This is a genomic window from Lysinibacillus sp. KU-BSD001, from assembly GCF_042920265.1.
Lineage (GTDB): Bacteria > Bacillota > Bacilli > Bacillales_A > Planococcaceae > Lysinibacillus_B.
The window spans coordinates 1-19,514 of the sequence record NZ_JBDQZI010000011.1 but is presented as its reverse complement, the minus strand read 5'-3'; the positions used below and the strand labels follow the sequence as shown (position 1 = coordinate 19,514).

General features: G+C 38.2%; 19 protein-coding genes and 1 riboswitch. Of the genes, 12 read left to right on the top strand and 7 right to left on the bottom strand.

From position 1 onward, the window contains the following. Window positions 1-36 precede the first annotated feature (36 nt). From AAGS61_RS14950 to AAGS61_RS14935, 4 genes are read left to right on the top strand one after another with little or no spacing between them, the layout of a single operon-like run. Window positions 37-369, top strand: coding sequence for an aminotransferase yhxA (locus AAGS61_RS14950; RefSeq protein ID WP_391373560.1), 333 nt, complete (start codon window positions 37-39; stop codon window positions 367-369). 28 nt (window positions 370-397) lie between these two features. Then, on the top strand, window positions 398-796 hold the full coding sequence (locus AAGS61_RS14945; RefSeq protein WP_391373557.1) for a DUF350 domain-containing protein: 399 nt from the start codon (window positions 398-400) through the stop codon (window positions 794-796). Window positions 797-814: 18 nt separating this feature from the next. Next, window positions 815-1,270, top strand: a complete 456-nt coding sequence (locus tag AAGS61_RS20915; RefSeq protein WP_425325066.1) for an RNA helicase — start codon at window positions 815-817, stop codon at window positions 1,268-1,270. Next, window positions 1,267-2,505 (top strand): glutathionylspermidine synthase family protein, encoded by a 1,239-nt coding sequence (locus AAGS61_RS14935; RefSeq protein ID WP_391373551.1) that lies wholly within the window; start codon window positions 1,267-1,269, stop codon window positions 2,503-2,505. Before AAGS61_RS20915 ends, AAGS61_RS14935 begins: the two co-directional genes overlap by 4 nt. Window positions 2,506-2,605: 100 nt before the next feature. On the opposite strand, the gene AAGS61_RS14930 is transcribed toward AAGS61_RS14935, so the two are convergent. The 4 genes from AAGS61_RS14930 to AAGS61_RS14915 form a co-directional block, all read right to left on the bottom strand. Further along, complete coding sequence (locus AAGS61_RS14930) at window positions 2,606-3,946, bottom strand: VWA domain-containing protein (RefSeq protein ID WP_391373548.1); 1,341 nt, start codon at window positions 3,944-3,946, stop codon at window positions 2,606-2,608. A 294-nt stretch (window positions 3,947-4,240) separates the two neighbouring features. Further along, window positions 4,241-4,558 carry a BRCT domain-containing protein gene (locus tag AAGS61_RS14925; protein WP_391373545.1) on the bottom strand — a complete coding sequence of 106 codons (318 nt, stop codon included), beginning with the start codon at window positions 4,556-4,558 and terminating at the stop codon, window positions 4,241-4,243. Window positions 4,559-4,642: 84 nt separating this feature from the next. Then, entirely contained in the window at window positions 4,643-5,005 is a 363-nt protein-coding gene (locus tag AAGS61_RS14920) for a DUF1722 domain-containing protein (RefSeq protein WP_391373543.1), read from the bottom strand. Window positions 5,006-5,185: 180 nt separating this feature from the next. Continuing rightward, entirely contained in the window at window positions 5,186-5,608 is a 423-nt protein-coding gene (locus AAGS61_RS14915) for an Ohr family peroxiredoxin (protein ID WP_391373540.1), read from the bottom strand. A 353-nt stretch (window positions 5,609-5,961) separates the two neighbouring features. On the opposite strand from AAGS61_RS14915, the gene AAGS61_RS14910 reads away from it, so the two are divergent. Beyond that, complete coding sequence (locus AAGS61_RS14910) at window positions 5,962-6,579, top strand: NUDIX hydrolase (protein WP_391373537.1); 618 nt, start codon at window positions 5,962-5,964, stop codon at window positions 6,577-6,579. A gap of 215 nt (window positions 6,580-6,794) precedes the next feature. Then, window positions 6,795-7,262 (top strand): hypothetical protein, encoded by a 468-nt coding sequence (locus AAGS61_RS14905; protein ID WP_391373534.1) that lies wholly within the window; start codon window positions 6,795-6,797, stop codon window positions 7,260-7,262. A gap of 714 nt (window positions 7,263-7,976) precedes the next feature. Here the strand turns inward: AAGS61_RS14905 and AAGS61_RS14900 are convergent. After that, window positions 7,977-8,684 carry a class I SAM-dependent methyltransferase gene (locus AAGS61_RS14900; protein ID WP_391373532.1) on the bottom strand — a complete coding sequence of 236 codons (708 nt, stop codon included), beginning with the start codon at window positions 8,682-8,684 and terminating at the stop codon, window positions 7,977-7,979. Between the two features lie 99 nt (window positions 8,685-8,783). Continuing rightward, the gene (locus AAGS61_RS14895) at window positions 8,784-10,019 is read right to left on the bottom strand and encodes an NAD(P)/FAD-dependent oxidoreductase (RefSeq protein ID WP_391373529.1); all 1,236 of its coding nucleotides are present in this window, start codon (window positions 10,017-10,019) and stop codon (window positions 8,784-8,786) included. A 189-nt stretch (window positions 10,020-10,208) separates the two neighbouring features. On the opposite strand from AAGS61_RS14895, the gene AAGS61_RS14890 reads away from it, so the two are divergent. Together AAGS61_RS14890 and AAGS61_RS14885 are read left to right on the top strand one after the other, a co-directional pair. Beyond that, the gene (locus AAGS61_RS14890; RefSeq protein WP_391373526.1) at window positions 10,209-10,754 is read left to right on the top strand and encodes a histidine phosphatase family protein; all 546 of its coding nucleotides are present in this window, start codon (window positions 10,209-10,211) and stop codon (window positions 10,752-10,754) included. Window positions 10,755-10,909: 155 nt separating this feature from the next. Then, on the top strand, window positions 10,910-11,194 hold the full coding sequence (locus AAGS61_RS14885; RefSeq protein WP_391373523.1) for a hypothetical protein: 285 nt from the start codon (window positions 10,910-10,912) through the stop codon (window positions 11,192-11,194). Window positions 11,195-11,281: 87 nt separating this feature from the next. Here the strand turns inward: AAGS61_RS14885 and AAGS61_RS14880 are convergent, their stop codons facing one another. Then, window positions 11,282-11,773: a hypothetical protein gene (locus AAGS61_RS14880; RefSeq protein WP_391373520.1), complete on the bottom strand. Its 492-nt coding sequence runs from the start codon at window positions 11,771-11,773 to the stop codon at window positions 11,282-11,284. 666 nt (window positions 11,774-12,439) lie between these two features. Here AAGS61_RS14880 and mqo point away from each other — a divergent pair. The 4 genes from mqo (at window position 12,440) to AAGS61_RS14860 (ending at window position 19,339) form a co-directional block, all read left to right on the top strand. Further along, a complete protein-coding gene (gene mqo / locus AAGS61_RS14875; RefSeq protein ID WP_391373896.1) occupies window positions 12,440-13,996 on the top strand; it encodes a malate dehydrogenase (quinone) in 1,557 nt (518 codons plus the stop codon). A 289-nt stretch (window positions 13,997-14,285) separates the two neighbouring features. Beyond that, window positions 14,286-14,400, top strand: a riboswitch (TPP riboswitch). Between the two features lie 209 nt (window positions 14,401-14,609). Beyond that, on the top strand, window positions 14,610-16,385 hold the full coding sequence (gene thiC / locus AAGS61_RS14870) for a phosphomethylpyrimidine synthase ThiC (protein ID WP_391373517.1): 1,776 nt from the start codon (window positions 14,610-14,612) through the stop codon (window positions 16,383-16,385). 208 nt (window positions 16,386-16,593) lie between these two features. Then, window positions 16,594-17,286, top strand: coding sequence for a response regulator transcription factor (locus tag AAGS61_RS14865; RefSeq protein WP_391373515.1), 693 nt, complete (start codon window positions 16,594-16,596; stop codon window positions 17,284-17,286). Further along, complete coding sequence (locus AAGS61_RS14860) at window positions 17,273-19,339, top strand: HAMP domain-containing sensor histidine kinase (protein ID WP_391373512.1); 2,067 nt, start codon at window positions 17,273-17,275, stop codon at window positions 19,337-19,339. Before AAGS61_RS14865 ends, AAGS61_RS14860 begins: the two co-directional genes overlap by 14 nt. Window positions 19,340-19,514: the final 175 nt, after the last annotated feature.

The window sequence follows — 19,514 nt, the reverse complement described above, 5'->3', positions numbered from 1 at the left end:
AATAGTATGATGTAAATAGAGGAAGGGGGTGAAATAGTGGGAAATACACGAAAAATAATGCTAGGCGTAACAACGACTGCGCTCACAATGGGTCTTGCGGGGTGCGATTCATCAAGCGTCGATCTCCCGCCGCAACCGACTGATGGAAATTGTGACGATTGGGATTGGGACGACGAGCAAGGTGTGTGGGTATGTGATGATGATTCAACTTACCGAGGTCATTACTACTATGGCGGCCGTTATTATAAGGATAAAAATTCATTATTAATAAGTAGTGACTATGAAAAATATAAAAATAGTGCCTCATTTAAAGGGGGGACCCAGTCAAGCTCAGGGTTTGGTAGTGGATCAAAAAGCTATGGCGGATAAAAGTTGAAAGTGAAAAGGGAGGATTTATGTGAATTTATATATTAATTTTTTAGCATATTTAGGAGTTGCCTTGCTTCTGCTTGTTGTGGGAGTCGCATTATTTACTATTAGCACGCCAAAGATTAAGGAATTTAAGCTGATTGCTGAGAAAAATGTATCAGCGGCTATGCTTCTTGGTGGAAAAGTGATGGGATTAGCGCTTGTTTTAGGCGCCGCTGCTGAATATTCGGTATCACTAGTGGATATGGCCATCTGGGGTGTCATCGGGATTGTGTCTCAAATCGTAGTATTTATCTTAGCAGAAATCATTACGATCCGTTTTAGTATTCAAAAAGCGATTGAAGAAGATAATCGAGCAGTAGGGACGATGCTATTATCGTTATCATTAGCGGTTGGTTGGGTTTTAGCGAAATGTTTATCGTACTAACTTGAGGTGGGAATGTCATTGAAGCAATTAATTTACTATATTGATAAAGGCAATGGGCACTATGAGCCTTTCTATGAATATATGATTCCAAATGTAGGCGTGGATGAATGTTACGCAAGACAGCTATGTACATATTTTATTATGAAAGGAACCCAATATGAGCTAACGGCGAATGAGATGGACGGAGATGAAGACATTTTAGTAGTGAAAGAGCTAGGAAGGAATTTGTCGGGGGAAGATGAAAGAAGCTTTCGCGGCGAAGGGATACATATTGAGTTTCGAAGCCCGAATGAGCGAGAAAATTATCGTTTGTTTTCACGTATTCCTTGCAACTCTCATTTCGAAGTGCTTCGCTTTCTGTTAAAGGATGTTGTGGATGTGCCAGGCATCGGGCAAAAGCTTGTTACCTCTACAGAAATTGATGAAGACCGCGGCGTATATGTCATATATGTGAAGGATTTAGAAGCGGTTTGACGGAACAAATGTATCATACAAAGCGACAGCAATTTTATGAGAAAATAGAAGGCTTTTGGGCGGATCTTTACGGAGAGGAATATGCACTTTATGATATGGCGCTTTTGACTGAAGCTGAAGTTGCTCATATCCGTCTGGTCAGTGAACGAATTGGTGCCATATTTTTTAAAATGGGATCTTTACTTCGAAAAGTAACCGATGAAACCCTGCTTGACATGGGCTTTCCAAAAGAAACCCTTTCCTTTATCAGGCTAAAAACGCTTCCGTTCGAGAGTGTGATTTCACGACTTGACCTCATTCCATATGGGGGTAGCTATAAGTGTATTGAAATAAATGCAGATACACCGACATTTATTAAAGAGCTATTTTCGATCAATGGAATGATATGTAACGAATTTGACGTGGAAAATCCAAACGAGGGGATGGAGCCGCTTTTACGAAAAGCTGTTCATGACAGTGTATACGGTAGCACGAATAAGCACTCTCCTCATATTGTCTTTACTGCGCACGAGGATCATATCGAGGATTACGAAACGGTGTTGTATCTTCAACAAAGTATACAGTCCTCGAAGTTTACACCCCTTCATCAGCTACATATTCAAAAAGACGTGGGGCTTTTTGATGAAGAGGGGAAGAAAATAGATATTTTGTATCGTCAAACATTCCCAATCGAAAATTTGATACTGGATGAAGATCATGCTGGAAATCCAATTGGTTTATGGTTATTGGAGCTGGTTGAACAGAAAAAACTCGCTATTATCAACCCACCTTCCGCCTTTTTATTACAAAATAAAGTGGTGCAGGCCGTTATTTGGGGATTACATGAAAAGCAGCATCCGTTTTTTACGGAGCAAGAACATCGGTGGATTGATGACTATTTCCTTCCGACATATCTTGAAGCGGATGTTTTTTTACAAAAGGGAATGCCTTATGTGAAAAAGCCTGCCTTTGGGAGAGAGGGAGACACAGTAGAAATATTCAGTAAAGATGGTCGGTTAATGCATGCGGATCATCAAAGGTCTTATTCGGCGTATACCCCTGTGTATCAGCAATACATCGAGCATCCTACCATTTCGTTTAACAGTGAGAAAGGAACGCAGGCAGGTAATGTGCTGTTAGGAAGCTTTCTGTTAAACGGAAAAGCAGCATCTATTGGGTATAGAGTTGGGGAGAGGATTACAAATAATCTTTCGTATTACTTGCCTGTCGGTGTAAATCGGTCTCCTGTTTTTTAACATTCGCAGCATTAGACAATATAAACCTCATGTATTTAAATGGCATGCATGAGGTTTAAGTTTGCCTGTTTGCATCAGTAGCATTTTTAAGTAACTGATGCTATATTAACGCTTTTCCCTTCGCAGCTTTCACCCAATCGGGATATTCTTGCATGAGTAAGTCATACAGTTCATTGTCAGAAATAGCGGACGGATCTTTTACACTAAAGAAGTCTGCATTGTCGATGTAGCGCCCAGGTAAATTATCGAGTTGTTCTAGGAAGGTAAAGTCTGATTGGAAAAGGCTTTTGAAAAATCCTTTTTTCACGTCTTTATTTGATTCTCCTATCGCCATAAACTGCCAAAATATCGGTTCGTAAGAAGACTCTTGAATGTGTTTTGTCGTTTCCTCTTTATCAAATGTATCCCCATCTGTAACGAACATCACGTAAATGGGGACATTTTGAGATAAGGGCTGTTTACGATTTTGTGCTGAACCGAAATAATGCTGGCGGATTGCTTTCATTGCTTTGGCATAGTACGTACTTGTTTCAAGCGGATATTCACGGATGAGGTGATTTACAAAACCATTAAAGTTGCTAATTGTAAGTTCTCCGGTATCGTGCGCATTTTTGCCGAATAAGAAAATATCAATTGAGCCATCGTCATCAAATCGTGTGCCTAATGCTAAAATACGTTCGGCAAAATTTTGGATTTTCCCAGAACGATATAAATGAGCCATAGAGCCTGAAATATCTAAGCATAGTGCAACCTTTGCATTGTGATGTTGAAGCCCTACTTTTTCCAAAGAGATTTGCGCTTTTTTAGAAAGGTCCAGCAGCTTGGGAGCCTCTTTTTCTAACCTCTTTTCAAGCATTACTTTCTTATCGGTAATAGTAGCAGCAGGTGCTACACTTTGTGGCTGAGTGATAGTGCCTTGTTCTTCCTCGGCTACACCACCAAAGCTAGTTAGTAATGCGGCAAGCCCTCCATCAAAGCCCTGACCAACAGCAGCGACTCTCCAAAGGGATTTATAATACATTTCAGTTATAATAATTGCTTTTTCGTTTTTAAAGTCAGTAGGCTTTAATGCATAGTTTAAAATAGGCTGGCCATTCGTTTTAATGATAATGGAGCCTGAGTGAATTATGCCCATCGTTCCATTGCCATCAATGGTCGCTGTGAAAACGAGAGACTGAATAGTAGATGGGAGCTTGGATAAATCGATTGAAAATGTACCAATACCATTGCCAGATGAATGCAGGCGTATTTCGTTTAATGGAGACAGTAATTGATTGTAAAAAATCATATAACGGTCATCGGTTAACTGTTTGTTTGCGTCCAATCCGAAACAGGTAATATCAATCTCAAAATTTGATTCAATTTGGATCTCTACCTCTAATCGATTGTTAGAAGTATAATCTGATAATTTCACCTTTTCTCCACGAATGAGGTTTTTCATGTATCCACCTTCTTTTTTATTTATTTTAATTCCGAAAGTAACACATTATTTTTATAAGAAATGCCTCTAGTTGTCAGGGGAATGTAATGAGATCTAGTTGATGGGCAATCTCACTAATTCTATCATAATAAAAATGGTTCTATTTTTCCAATTTTGTGGTGAGATATTCTATTAAATTCACTTTACTTTCTGGATAATGGGATATAAATATAGGTGAAAAGGTATGTGAACAACGTTGTTCACATACCTTTTTTGATAAGATGGATTTTAGGAGGATAGTCGTATATGTATTGTTTAAATAGAAATAAGCCATATAAAATCATCCTCAGTAATCATTTGAATGTCTAAACCAAGGTGAATGAATTGTTCTGCTTTTAATTGTTTTGTACTAATGCTACGGCGTTGCTTGCCAAGAATTACGAAATCGGTTTCCTTTGTAACAGCCCCTTGTACAATCCCGCCACAAGCTCGTACTTTTTTCGCCGCTTCTGAACGTGTCATCGTGGAAAGGGCTCCTGTAAAGACGATTTGTTTATGATGAAAAGGATGTCTTAAGCATTCAGATGGGTCAGAAAGGTAGATGACTTCTGTATTGTTCTTGTTTTGGTTCATGTTCGTTCTCCTAAAGTTATACGATCTAACTTATAGTCTGCGAGAGGATTATAATAACAGAGACTAGTATAAAAAGTATCCTTCTTATTGTCCGTCCCCCTGTAAAATCGTACTTTCTCGTAAATAAGTGACGTTATATTGATTGGCTAATTGTTGTAACAAGGAAAGAAGTGTTGAGAAATCCTTCTTGTGTAGCAGTTGTTCGTATGTTTGCTTTTCTTCGGGTGTAGTTATTTTACGGAAATAGCCCCACATATGTTGGCACGCATTGCGCTTGCTACCTTCTGTTGGCGTTTGTTGTAGCGCAGCGTGGATTAATTGTTCGATTTGTGTATGGTCCTGCTGATCACGCATCGCTTGCCTAATTTGATTGTAATGCTTTTGACTATGGAACATCACACGGTATTTCTCTTCACGCCACAATTTTTCCGTTTGTTGACGGTTCACATAATCACCTCTTGAAAAATAGTTATTTGAAATGGTGTGCTACTTTAATTTAATATAAAACATCAATTAAACTAGTCATGGACAATCGTATCATAAAGTAAGTGAGATTTTCATAATATATGTGCAAATATAAAACAGCATCTCGACCAATTTCGGTCGAGATGTGTCTTTCTCCGTTGCCTATTGTACCTCTAATGAAAAATCCATATTTTTTCTTTTAGCTTCTGAGTATGGCCACACTTGGCTTGCTTTTTGAACTAAATCTTCTAATTGGCTTTTTTCGATATTGTTGCCTTTTACTTGTAAGTGAATGGCTAGTTGATAGCCTTCACCGACGTCATCTTCGGATAAGCTGACAGTAGCTGTGACCTCCGAATCGAACTTCATCTGTTCCTTATTCGCTACAATTTGTAAAGCACTATCAAAGCAAGTAGCGTAGGCTGCTGCGAATAATTGCTCAGGATTTGTAGCGTTATCTAATTTCTCTGCACTTGGACTTCCTGGGAGGGCAGTTTTCATATTAATCATGTTATCCGGTGACTGTACTTTTCCTTCTAGTCCACCAAAAGCTGTTGCATTTGCAGTAAATAAAATTTCTGACATCATTTCCATCTCCTCAAATTAAAGTTTACAACCATTATTAATTTTTCCATCTGGAAGTATTAATATGTGCAAATTGCAAAGATTAACGAAGGAAATTTTAACGTAATGAGATTGCTTGAATGGTTTCGCTTAAAATTTGGCTGATATGCAAGGTTTTTTGATAGTTCTACAAAGTATTCTCCGTTGTAAGTGAGCCAGTATGCAAGCTAATACAACGAGCGTTCCTCACATATAATAAGTCTCATCCAAAAGGAATTTAAAATGCTAAGCTATAGCACGCGGATATTCTTTATCCATTAACCTATTAATGATACGATAAGAAGAATAGAAAACTTTAAGGTGAGGGGAGTTTTATGTTCCTGGATAAATTAAAAAATCAATTACATCAACATCAATTCCTTTTTATGGGGGAGGAGACCGCTTTTCGTTCAGCCATTTTGATTCCGTTAGTGCAAGTGGATGGGGAGTGGCATATTCTTTTTGAAGTCCGTTCATTGACAATGCGCAAACAGCCGGGGGATATTAGTTTTCCAGGTGGTCGAATCGATGCAACGGATGCATCCCCACTAGCCGCTGCTGTACGAGAAACATCAGAAGAATTAGGTATTGGTCCAGACATGGTGAATGTTGTCGGGCAATTAAGTCCTTATATTGCATCTCCTTCCTTTGTTGTGTACCCATTTGTGGCAACGATTGATTACGATCAAACGATTCATTGTTACAACAAAGAAGAAGTAGAAGAAGTATTTACAGTACCCGTTAGCTGGTTATTAAATCATGAGCCGTATATGCATTCAGTGGCCATTGAACCAATGCCTTCGTCGGACTTTCCCTTTGATAAAATTATGAACGGTGCGCAATATCAATGGAGAACTCGTACAATGGAGGAATGGTTTTTTGATTATGAGCAGTATACGATTTGGGGGTTAACGGCTAGGATTTTAAAACATTTTATCGAGATAATCAAATGACAAATAGTAAGAACAATTACAAATCATTTTGATTCCGCACATACAATTGCTATTTCATAAATAAGTACAAGTCTGTTATCACGATTACAGTGGTAGCGGGCTTTTTAAATTCCTTTATGTAAATAAATTCCTAATAACTATTAAAAAGAACGAAATTAACGCGATACAATTAATGAATATTTTTGAAACATCCATTCATTTGAAGGAGTGATTAAATGAGAATTGAATCTTTAGGAAGTATGACAACATCTTATCAATCTAAAGCAACTTCAAAAACGAACATAGATTTTAAGGAGGTTGCAGCAACAACAAACTTAAAGGAGAATGAATCAAGTGGCTATATTTACGAGGAACTTTCAAGTAAATATGACGTACGAAATGCGACATTTGAACAAATCGTTGATATTTCTCATGCGTTATACGAAGCGGGTGAGCTTTCATTTTTGGAAGTTTCGATTTTAACATTTGACTATGGACGAGCGACGGAATCTATAAAGGTAGCAGCAAAAGGTTCAGTTTCCTCAAGTTTTGATATGTATGAAACAAAAGCAAATGCCATGGGGCAAAGAGATTGGATTGCTGAGTTTGAGGCGCGGGCTACAAAAGATCTCCAATATGGTCACTTAATCGGCCATTCACATAAAAAGAAAATACTGCACATTTTGCAACAGTTAGATAGATAAGAGCGGGATATGCAGTATTTACAATATAGTAACACGTGTATGGTTAGTTTTTGAGAGGGTTTTATATTGTGTAGTGAGAGCAGATTAGGAGGCTCTCTTTTTTGTTGCCCTTACTAGAGTTATGCGTGCCGATAACTGAAAAAGTACGAGGAACTACTGTGTGATGTGTCTGCGAAAATTATATAAGAACGTTCAATTTGTACAGACACCTTAATATGTGAACTAAACTTCATTTCCTAAATGTCTAAGCTACTAGAAAATACCAACATATACTATATTAAAGTTTAAGCGTGATAGGTGGTGAAGTAATATGCGATTTTATCCGCCAGATAATAGAAGAAGACCGATTTCGCCCATGTATAGACAAAGATTTGGGCCTCCTACTCAAATGAGAAGACCGGGTAATCCTTTTTTTGCTCCTACTCAAATGAGGGGGCAGCAGCAATTTTTCTATCCCCCTTATCAACAACCTCAATTTTCACAGTTCGGAAGATTACCAGAGCATTTAAATACTCTTATGGGGCATGCGGGAACAATCACAAATGGGGTGAATATGCTCAGGCAAATGGGCGCATTGTTAAGCATGTTTAGGTAGCTTGTCTTTCATCGAAGAAGAGATGGTGCACATCAATGGACCGGAAGTTGATGTGCTTTTTTATGTTGCTCATTTTGACTCCATTTAAAAGAGAATAAGATGTTTCGTATATCCAATCGCTATTTCGTACATAAAAAAATGCGATAGTCCCAAATGTCTTTATATTTTACGGTCATTTCAACATGCTGATCCATAATTTCGTATAGCCCTGGCTCAATATCATGTGAGTAATGAAATTCAAGGGTGGAATGACTTTGGTCGATGGGGCGTTTTTTTACACTACGAATATTAGTAAAGCCAGCTTGTTGCAAACAAGTTAGCCAATGCTGTTCCGTAAAAATCGATTCAAATCCGTAAAATTCTTTGATTTCCTTTTCTGTGACTGCCTCGAAAGGTTGTGTAATGATTAGTTCATTGGCAATAAATTGACCGCCATTTCTTAGTAATCGAAACACTTCTTTCAGAGCCTGAGGTGTATGGACAAAAGAAAGAACTGATTCCGAAATGATTACATCAAATGTCTGGTCTTGTAACGAAATTTGTTCGATAGAGCCTTGCATGATGTCCACAGGTAAGCGTTCTTTTCTCATTCTTTCCTGCGCTTTTTTCACCATGAGTGGGTCAATATCTATGCCAGTCACTTGTGCACCATATGTTTTCGCTAAATAGGCGGCCGTTTGACCTGTACCACATCCGACATCTAGGACACGCGTATCCTTATTAATATTTTCTATAGTGAAAAGCTCCTGTGTTAACGCCAGCCCACCAGGGTGTGCACCGCCAATACCAAATTTGGACAAAAAATTCAGGTATTTAGAATTGCGCATGACAATCACCTTCTTCATTCATAATTATTGGTATCATATGATATGAAAAATAGACTGGTTCCCACAAAAGCTAGAGGAGGGACTTTTTAACGGTTAACCTTATGTGTCTTTCTTCTGGTTAAGCAGTGGACGATGCTGTAAATAGTATTGTAAGTCATGGCTATGCCCTTCTGAAATTTCCTCTGCGATTATTTTCGCTAACAACTGGCTGTATACTGTCCCGTTGTCACCAAAGGCAAAAAGGAAATAGCTTTTTGGATATTGCTCATAAACACCGATGATAGGAAGCCCATCTGCGGTTCCCCCGTAAAAAGCAGCTAGGTAATATGCTGGTTCTGCTTTGATGTTAGGAAATAGATGATTCAATTCTTCAATCAGTTGATTCTTTTTATGGATTAACTTCGAATCTCGATCTTCCTGGTACGTTGTATTGTCATCAAGCCCACCGATAATAATGCGATTGTCTTTCGTTGTGCGCAAATATAAGTAAGGACGCGCGGTTTCCCAAAGGAGTGTCCGATTATACCAGCTCGAAAAATCATTGACAGGATTGGTTGTGATCGTATACGTACTAACAAAGGACACCTGTTTCTCCTTTTTGATGTCTACCCCTTCATATCCCGCTGCAAATATGACGTAGCGTGCTTGAATGGTCTGTTTATTTTTAGTAGAAATAATCATCCGCTCTAATTGCTCGTCATAATGATGTCCATTCATTTCTGTCTGTTCATAAATGCGAACCCCCTTTTTAAAAGCATCATCAAACAGTGCATGCGTAAATTTAAAAGGATTGATTTCCGCATCGTTATATGAGTATATAGCGGCATCTCTACTAAAGGGATAGTTTGTCTCAATCTCATCTTTTGACCAAAAGGCAACGTCACAGTTATTTTTTACTAAAAAATCATATTCCTTTTTTAAGCGTGCGACGTCTTCAGGACAACTAGCAGCATATAACGTATCGCGACGCGTAAATTCACAATCGATGGAGACTGTGTTGGACGCTTTTTCAATGTCATCAATGGCTGCCTTTAATAATGCTAAATGTCGTTCAATATAAGCTTCTCCAAAGGTATTGATCAAATCCGTAAACATTTTATCCCCTGAATATTGAATGAGCGCCGTATTAGCACTTGTACTACCGCCCCCAATCGTTGACTTTTCAATTACAACGACATTTAAATGCGTATTCGCTAAATAATAAGCACATTGCGCAGCAGAACTTCCACCTCCAACGATGAGCACATCACAAATAATATCTTCTTCTAACCTTTTATAGGTTGGTGCATCGGGAAATGTGGTTGGCCAATAATATGTTCCAGACTGTAAATCCATAAATTTCGTCTCCTTGCAAATGAAAGTGTAAAAGTATTATTTCCAACAGACATCTGAAAAACACCAATGATTGCACAAAAAAGCGTAAGTTAATGGAACTGTAACTGATTTCCCGTTGTTTAACAGGTTCACATCCATATTCATACAATAGCGGTAAGTTTAAATATTAGTTGGAGGGAGGCAAGCAAAGTGGAAAAATCGCTCTTAAATTTACTGAGAGAAGGGGGATGGATCTTATATGTTCGGCATGGGGAAGCAACAGTGGGTGAAGATCAGCCATATATCCATTTCCAAAACTGCTATACCCAGAGAAACCTTTCTGAACTAGGGAGAAGACAAGCTATTTACTACGGGGACATGATTCGTTATTTGCGCATTCCGATTCGTCTCCCTATTCAGGCCAGTCCATTTTGTAGAACAATCGAAACGGCACAATTGGCTTTCGGTTGTGTACCTGTTCAAATACACCCTTTTTGGTTTGAAGTTTATCAATTAGATAAAAACTCATTAAGGAAAGAACAAACATTCAATACGCTTCGGTCCATACTAGAAATGAAACCACCTAAAGGAACAAATCAAGTCATTATTGCCCATGGTTTTCCAGATAATATAGGTTTAGGTCAAATATCAAATATGGGAACAGTTATTGTTAGACCTTTAGGAATAGGAAAAGGTTATGAAGTCCTCAAAAAGTTATCTTTAGAAGATTTGGCGGCGTTAGTAAGTAGCCCGTAGTTGAAAAAAATTATGCTAGTTATTCAAGTGATGAAAGACGTCTTGTCTATAAAGGGATTTATTAGCGATTACCTTCCTTGCATAGTTTTCTGACCAATTTATAATACTATGGTCTAGAGCAACTTATTTAATTCGCAGGAAGGGGAGCGACATAATTGGCTAAGCACTCAGATACAAGTTGGAAAAAGGATCATCCAAGTACGTTATTCAGTAATTCTGTCCAAAAGGCAGATCGGGCGGTGAAGCAAGCGATGTCACACCCAGAGGAAATTGCGGTTGAGCATGCGTTCAATTCCATATCTCATGCAGAAAATGCACGTTCAAATGCAGAACAACGAAACGAGCATATGGATTTAGTGGAGCAAAACACAGAGCACTTAGAGCTGATGAAGCAACAATTACAAGAAGCACAGGAAATTATAGAAGATAGGGAATATTAAGGTTAAGACAACCACAAATGCACGAAATGGATTTTACATTTCGTGCATTTATTTATTTAGTATTGCATGTGTTTTCTATAGTATATTTTAACACCAAACGATGATTTTATAAGGTGTGGTTTGGGCTGGAATACTTCTTGTAGTAGGCCCATAGATGACAATTAAATTTCGATTGGCAGGATTTTTGGAAAAAGGCTGTTCATTTATTAGTGAAATCGGTGTGAAGGGAGCGAGGTTTAACTGTAGTTGACCATCACTACTCACTAATTGGCGATTAAAAAAGTCTACTTTTACATTTTGGAAGTTATTTTCCTTTACAATGATCAGTGCGCGGTATTGGGGTGGGTATATTAAAGGGACAGGAGCATCGCCATCATAATAGCCTGTAATTTGATCACCAATCGCCACAATTTCCTGGTTTACAAAGTAAGTAGTAGGGGAGACGACAAAATTGACGATGCCGCCATTTCCGTTTTCTACAGTCATGAGTGTATAACAGCCTTCGCTTTCTCCATTTTGCCCAACGAAAAAATCATTGATCTGCGTAATAACGCCACGAAAAGATTGAAAATTTACCATAGCCATTCCTTTCCTTTTTGAAAATCGCCATTGTCTCAATGCTAATTGCATTTTCATAAATGCTAGAAGTATCAATTTAATTTATGTATCAGGCACAAGATAAGTGACTAAGCTGTAAAACGTATTATTTTAAGTAAGGGCAAGATAATTTAGGGAATATAGAGAAACGATATGAAATAGAGCCAATGATGCACCTTTAGGACTAAAAAGTTCTAGGGGTTTTTGTATGAATCATGCCAATAGAATATGTAGTTATGTGAGAAATTATTATATAATAAGTTATCCGCCGAAAGTCGGTGATCAACTAGTCATAGACGAGATGCTTATCGATTGGAGTGAAGTCAGAACCGGGGACAAACTTAAGTGATGGTGAGAAACTAGAAAGATATAAGGATTTATTATAACTTGAATGAGTAATTAAAACAAGTAATATTTTTAGGTTTCGAGAATGTGACGATATTTTGAACCATCTACAAAAGAGCTAGATATCTTTTTAATGTCTAAAAATTCTCGCTTTTCCCTGATTTTGAATGGCTTATAAATATCCTATAGGTAGTAGATGTTTTAATCTATTAATAATTGTGATAGACTATGATATGGTTATAAATGATACAGAAAAGAAAGGTGTGTTCCTAGGTCGCGCCTTGGCTTGCTATGACGCCTACAATGGGAGCGCTTGCATCCTTTCTGCAAATCTTAAGATATAAAAGGAAGGTAAAAATGAGTAACAGAGAGAATACAACAGACGTTATCTTAATTGGTGCCGGAATTATGAGTGCGACTTTAGGGACACTCATTAAAGAATTAGCACCGGACTGGAATATTAAAGTATTTGAGAAGCTTGAAAAAGCAGGAGAGGAAAGCTCTCACGAATTAAATAATGCTGGTACAGGGCATGCAGCACTGTGCGAGCTTAACTACACTTCTGAAAAACCGGATGGCTCGGTTGACATTAAAAAAGCAATTAATGTTAACGAACAATTCCAAGTTTCAATGCAGTTTTGGTCATATTTAGTAAAAAATAATTTAATTCGTAATCCACAAGACTTCATTATGCCGTTACCTCATATGAGTATGGTACAAGGTGAAGAAAATATCAAGTTTTTAAAGAAACGTTTCGAAACAATGTCACAAAATCCATTATTCCAAGGAATGGAGTTTTCTGATGATCCGGAAACATTAAAAGAATGGATTCCGCTAATGATGCAAGACCGTCCAGCGAACGACCGTATCGCGGCGACAAAAATCGACACAGGTACAGACGTTAACTTTGGTGCGTTAACACGTATGCTAGTTAGTCATTTACAAACGCAAAACGTAGATGTTCACTACAATCATAGTGTTGAGAGCCTTAAACGTACGAAAGACGGTTTATGGGAAGTAAAAGTGTACGATAACGATGCTTGTATAATGCATTACCACTATGCAAAATTCATCTTCCTTGGCGCAGGTGGAGGCAGCTTAGAGCTATTACAAAAAACAGGTATTCCTGAAGGGAAACATATCGGTGGATTCCCAATTAGTGGATTATTCTTAGCGTGTAACAATCCAGAAATCGTTGAGCAACACAATGCAAAAGTATACGGAAAAGCTAAAGTGGGTGCACCACCAATGTCTGTTCCTCACCTTGATACACGCTATATCGATAACAAAAAATCATTATTATTCGGACCATTTGCAGGCTTCTCACCGAAGTTCCTAAAAACAGGTTCAAATATGGATTTATTCGCTTCTGTAAAACCGCATAATATTACAACATTATTAGCGGCGGGTGTTAAAGAAATGGCTTTAACAAAGTACTTAATTCAGCAGCTCATGTTATCAAAAGAACAACGTATTGAAGAGTTACGTGATTTTATCCCGAATGCGAAAGCAGATGACTGGGATATTATCGTAGCAGGTCAACGTGTACAAGTTATTAAAGATACTGAAGCGGGCGGTAAAGGAACGCTTCAATTCGGTACAGAGGTTATTACAGCAGCGGATGGTTCAGTTGCAGCGTTACTAGGCGCTTCTCCAGGTGCTTCTACTGCCGTACACGTTATGCTGGAAGTAATCAAACGTTGTTTCCCACAAAATATGAAAGAGTGGGAGCCAAAAATTAAAGAAATGATCCCTTCTTACGGTTTATCATTAATGGATCACCCAGAGCTTCTACGTGAAATTCATGCTTCAACAGCAGAGGCACTTGAACTAAGCGAAAAAGAGCTAGTGCATAGCTAATTCTTTTGTATAGAAAACAAAAAACCTTCAATCTATTTTAGATTGAAGGTTTTTTTCAGTTATTTGACAAAACGTGCACCTATATAAGTCATTTTAAAACTCATGGTAAACGGTCAAAACGCAGCGGTATTCGGTCAAAAACATGTAGGTTAGTGTTTAAAGTCAATCGTTATGCCCAAAGATTAAACTATATTAACAGAAAGTTCTATCCAAACGCGTTTATCAGGAAATAGTTGAAAAGTATCCTTTTATTTTAGATGGAAATAATGTACAATGGCAGTAATTGAATAGTGTTAACTAGGGGAGTCCAATGAGTTGGGCTGAGAGGGAAACGCATTGAAGTTTCTTGACCCTTTGGACCTGATCTGGATCATGCCAGCGTAGGGAAGTTAGAAATCTTTAGTATATGTGCAAATGTCTATATACATATCGTAAGCTGGGTCCGTTTATCTTTATCATAAATGGATTCAGCTTTTTTTGCGGATAGGAAAGTATCTGCAAAACGTAGCATCAGCTTGACCTATTTGAGTTACGCTGTGCCTTTCTAATTTGCCTCACTACTACTCGGTTAATCTAGATCTCGTCCTTTATAAATATAAAGGAGGAGTTTTTTATGTCATCAACGTCATTAAACAAAGAAAACATTTCGATTATGTCCAATTTTCCGGGGAGTAAAAAAGTATATGTGATTGGTTCAAGACCAGATATAAAAGTGCCGATGAGAGAAATTTTACTAAGCCCAACGACTAGTACAGTAGGGGAAGAGGAAAATTCACCCGTGCAAGTTTATGATACAAGTGGGCCTTATACGGATCCGCGCATTTCCATCGATATCACAAAAGGGTTAACGGCTCTTCGAAGTAAATGGATTGAGGAACGAGCAGATGTAGAAATGTATGAGGGACGGCAAGTAAAGCCAGAAGACAATGGCTATAAACATGAACATGATCCGCGTGCTCAGCAAAACATTTTCCCGAACTTAAAGCGCCAGCCATTGTGGGCAAAGGAAGGGAGAAATGTGACCCAACTTCATTATGCGAAAAAAGGCATTATTACGCCAGAGATGGAGTTTATTGCGATTAGGGAAAATATGGACCCTGAATTTGTGCGGAGTGAGGTAGCGAGAGGGCGAGCGATTATTCCTTGTAATATTAATCATCCAGAGCTAGAACCGATGATTATTGGACGCAATTTTCATGTTAAAGTGAACGCCAATATTGGGAATTCTGCGGTTTCCTCTTCGATTGAAGAAGAAGTAGAAAAAATGATTTGGGCTACACGCTGGGGCGCCGATACGATTATGGATCTGTCTACAGGCAAAAATATTCATACAACACGTGAATGGATTATCCGTAATGCGGCTGTTCCAGTGGGGACTGTGCCGATTTATCAAGCTCTTGAAAAAGTAAATGGAATCGTAGAAAATCTGACATGGGAAATTTACCGTGATACGTTAATTGAACAAGCCGAACAGGGAGTGGATTATTTCACGATTCATGCAGGTGTGCTGCTTCGTTATATTCCATTAACAGCGAACCGTTTAACAGGCATTGTGTCGCGTGGTGGATCAATTATGGCGCAGTGGTGTTTAGCGCACCACCAAGAAAACTTCCTGTATACGCATTTTGAAGAAATTTGTAACATTATGAAAGCATACGATGTAGCCTTTTCCCTTGGAGATGGTTTACGCCCAGGCTCTATTCATGATGCCAATGATGCAGCGCAATTTGCAGAGCTTGAAACGCTTGGTGAGTTAACAAAAATTGCATGGAAGCATGATGTGCAAGTGATGGTAGAAGGGCCTGGCCATGTACCAATGCATCTTATTAAAGAAAATATGGATAAACAATTAGAAATTTGTGAGGAAGCACCGTTTTACACATTAGGACCGCTGACGACAGATATTGCACCAGGTTATGATCATATTACATCTGCGATTGGTGCTGCGATGATTGGTTGGTTTGGTACGGCGATGCTTTGCTATGTGACACCGAAGGAACATTTAGGTTTACCAAATAGAGACGATGTACGTGAAGGCGTCATTACGTATAAAATTGCTGCTCATGCTGCCGATTTAGCAAAGGGGCATCCGGGAGCGCAAAAAAGAGATGATGCCTTATCGAAAGCACGCTTTGAATTCCGTTGGCGAGACCAATTCAATTTATCATTAGATCCTGAACGAGCAATGGAATATCATGATGAAACATTGCCAGCGGAAGGCGCAAAAGTAGCTCATTTTTGTTCGATGTGCGGACCGAAGTTTTGCAGCATGAGAATCTCACATGATATTCGCAATAGCGTCAAAGAAAAAGAAACGAAAGCAGTGGAAGAAGGTTTAAAGGAAAAAGCCAAAGAGTTTAAACAATCTGGTGGCACATTGTATCAATAGTTAGCGAAAAGAAGCACTTCTACGGAGGTGCTTCTTTATTTTTTAGAAGCTACCAACCATTTAATTCACTATAATGACAATTACGTGGAAAAAACACTAAGAAAATCTTAAGAATTGGTGTGTGAGTTTGTTAAGATTTACTTAGTATCATGTCCTTATACGAATCCTATAGGGGTGATTAGATGATCGGGAAGCGATGGAGGAGTGAATGGAATTGAACATTTTGATTTGTGATGATGATAAAGAAATTGTCAGGGCGATTAGCATTTATTTAGAAAATGAAGGATATCAAATATTCAAAGCGTACAACGGGGTAGAGGCGATTGATGTTATTCGCGATCACACGATTCACCTCATTATTATGGATATTATGATGCCGAAAATGGATGGCATTACGGCGACGATGAAAATTCGACAAGAGAATATGATTCCGTTAATTATGCTGTCTGCGAAATCGGAGGATCATGACAAAATACTCGGATTAAATATCGGGGCAGATGATTATATGGCTAAGCCGTTTAATCCACTAGAACTCGTAGCGAGGGTGAAATCGCAGCTCAGAAGATATACGACATTTGGTAGCCTTGAGGTGAACAGTGCTGTACATCAAACAGGTGGGCTCACGATTGATGATGAACGAAAAATCATTACCGTGGATAAAGAAGAAGTTCATTTGACACCAGTACAGTATAAAATTTTAAAGCTTCTGACCGCAAATGCGGGGAGAGTCTTCACGATTGAAGAAATTTATGAAAAGGTATGGAATGAAAGAGCCATCAATCCAGAAAATACAGTGGCAGTTCATATTCGGAAAATTCGAGAAAAAATCGAAATCAATCCGAAAGAGCCGAAATATTTAAAAGTCGTTTGGGGAGTGGGGTATAAAGTTGAGAAATATTAGTCATGCACTTATTACGAAAGTGTTGGTATTTGTGCTTGCGATCGTTTGTATCACAGGGACAATAAAGGCTATCATCGACACGGAATTAGTAGATGAGGCCGATTTTAGCAGTATATATCAAAACGATTATTTTGAAAGCTGGGCATTCGCTCATGAAAGTCAAAGTCTTACTACCGTCCTCACACAATTAATTAGTAAATATAAAAGTGAAGAATATATTTTAAGCGGTAAAGCACTGGCTGAACAAGAGATGAGAGAGATCGAAGAAGAGTTATTTTATGATTACAATGATTCGTACAGATATAACCCGAAATTAAGTGAAGTGGAAAATAATCGCATCGCTCAAGAACAATATGAGGAGAACATCAATCGTAAAAAAGAAGCAAAAATAAGAGAACAGGTAAGAGAGTTTTATCGGTTACTCGACACACTTGAATCACATGAAGGTATCGTATATTATGCGACTGATGGTGAGCGTGTCTTCTCCAATAGTGAACGAACGAAGAAAGAGCAATTTGAGTCATTTAATGCGTATATGTTATTTGAGGATTATCAACAAAAGTTTTATCCAGATGAAGTGAAAGAAAGCAGGTACTTTGATTATTTTACACATGAAGTTGAACAATTAAATCCGCAAACAGATATTATATATATGGCGTTTACAGAATCATTCTTACAACAAAAAATAACGGAGTGGGAAAAGGATAAAGCGATTGCTACACGTAATTTTTATGAATTCATTGGATTTTTAGTTGGATTTATTTTATCTTTTGTTTATTTAGTCGTTGTCATTGGTCGAACATCATGGAAAGATACAGAAATTCATTTTAATGTTATCGACAAGCTATATAATGACCTTAACCTTTTGTTCATTGCTTGTCTAACGCCGATGTGGATAGCGGTGATGGATACAATGATTGTTGAAGGTGTGCATGAGCTGTACATGCTTATCACCGTACCAGTTTATATCATTGCGTTACTGCTAATTTTATCGCTCATTAAGCATATGAAAAATAGAACATTGCTGCAGCATACACTCATTTATCAACTTCTCTATAAGGTCTTTATCTGGGGGAAAAGTATATTTGATAGTGGGCGTACAGGGGTGAAAATTGCGCTACTCGTGATTGGCTATCCAGTAGTAGTCGCGGCAACAATTTTCATGTTTCCGATTACGATTGGGCTAGCTGTTTGGTTTGCGATGAGAAAGGTAAAGTCGTTTAATCGTATTAAAGAGGGCGTAGAGCAAATTAAAAACGGCGATCTTCATCACCGAATTGACGTAGAGGGACAAGGGGAGTTTAGCCAACTGGCAGACAATATTAATCGTATTACGGATGGGTTGAAGAAGTCGGTAGATAGTGAAATTAAGAGTGAGCGTTTAAAAACAGAGCTTATTACGAATGTTTCACATGATATTCGAACGCCTTTAACGTCCATTATTACGTATGTTGATTTGTTAAAAATAGAAAACGACCCTGAAAAAATGGCTGAATATATCGATGTATTAGATCAAAAATCGAAAAGACTGAAGTTGTTAACGGACGATTTATTTGAAGCGGCGAAAGCGTCAAGTGGCAATATGCCTGTGCAGTTAGAGCGAATTGATATCGTATCATTACTCACACAAGGTATCGGCGAAATGGATGAAAAAATTGAAGCGTCGGCATTGGATTTTAAGTTATCACACCCAACTGAAAAGGTGTATGTGCAGGCCGATGGGAAATTATTATGGCGCTCGATCGAAAACTTATTCTCGAATATTTTTAAATACGCACAGCCTGCATCGAGGGTATATATTGATGTTGAAGATGTAGGGAATGAAATACGCGTGATATTTAAAAACATTTCCGCCTATGAATTGAATATTTCCGCAGAGGAGTTAATGGAACGTTTTAAGCGCGGCGATGAATCGAGATCGAGCCAAGGAAGCGGATTAGGGTTATCGATTGCTGAAAGTCTCATTGATATACAACACGGAAAATTTATTGTGCAAGTAGATGGCGATTTGTTTAAGGCGATCATTTCTTTACCAAAATTTCTAAATGAATAATTATTAAGGATTGCTGGGGATGTACTGAAAGTTTTTACTTTCTGGACACCCCCTTTTCTTACCTTCAGTCAATAGCTTTTAAGAAAATAATTATGTGTTGAAAAGATTTTTTTTGGAGGGTGGGGGTACCCCCACCCTCCAAAAAAAATTACGCACGCCAAATAGACCTCACGAT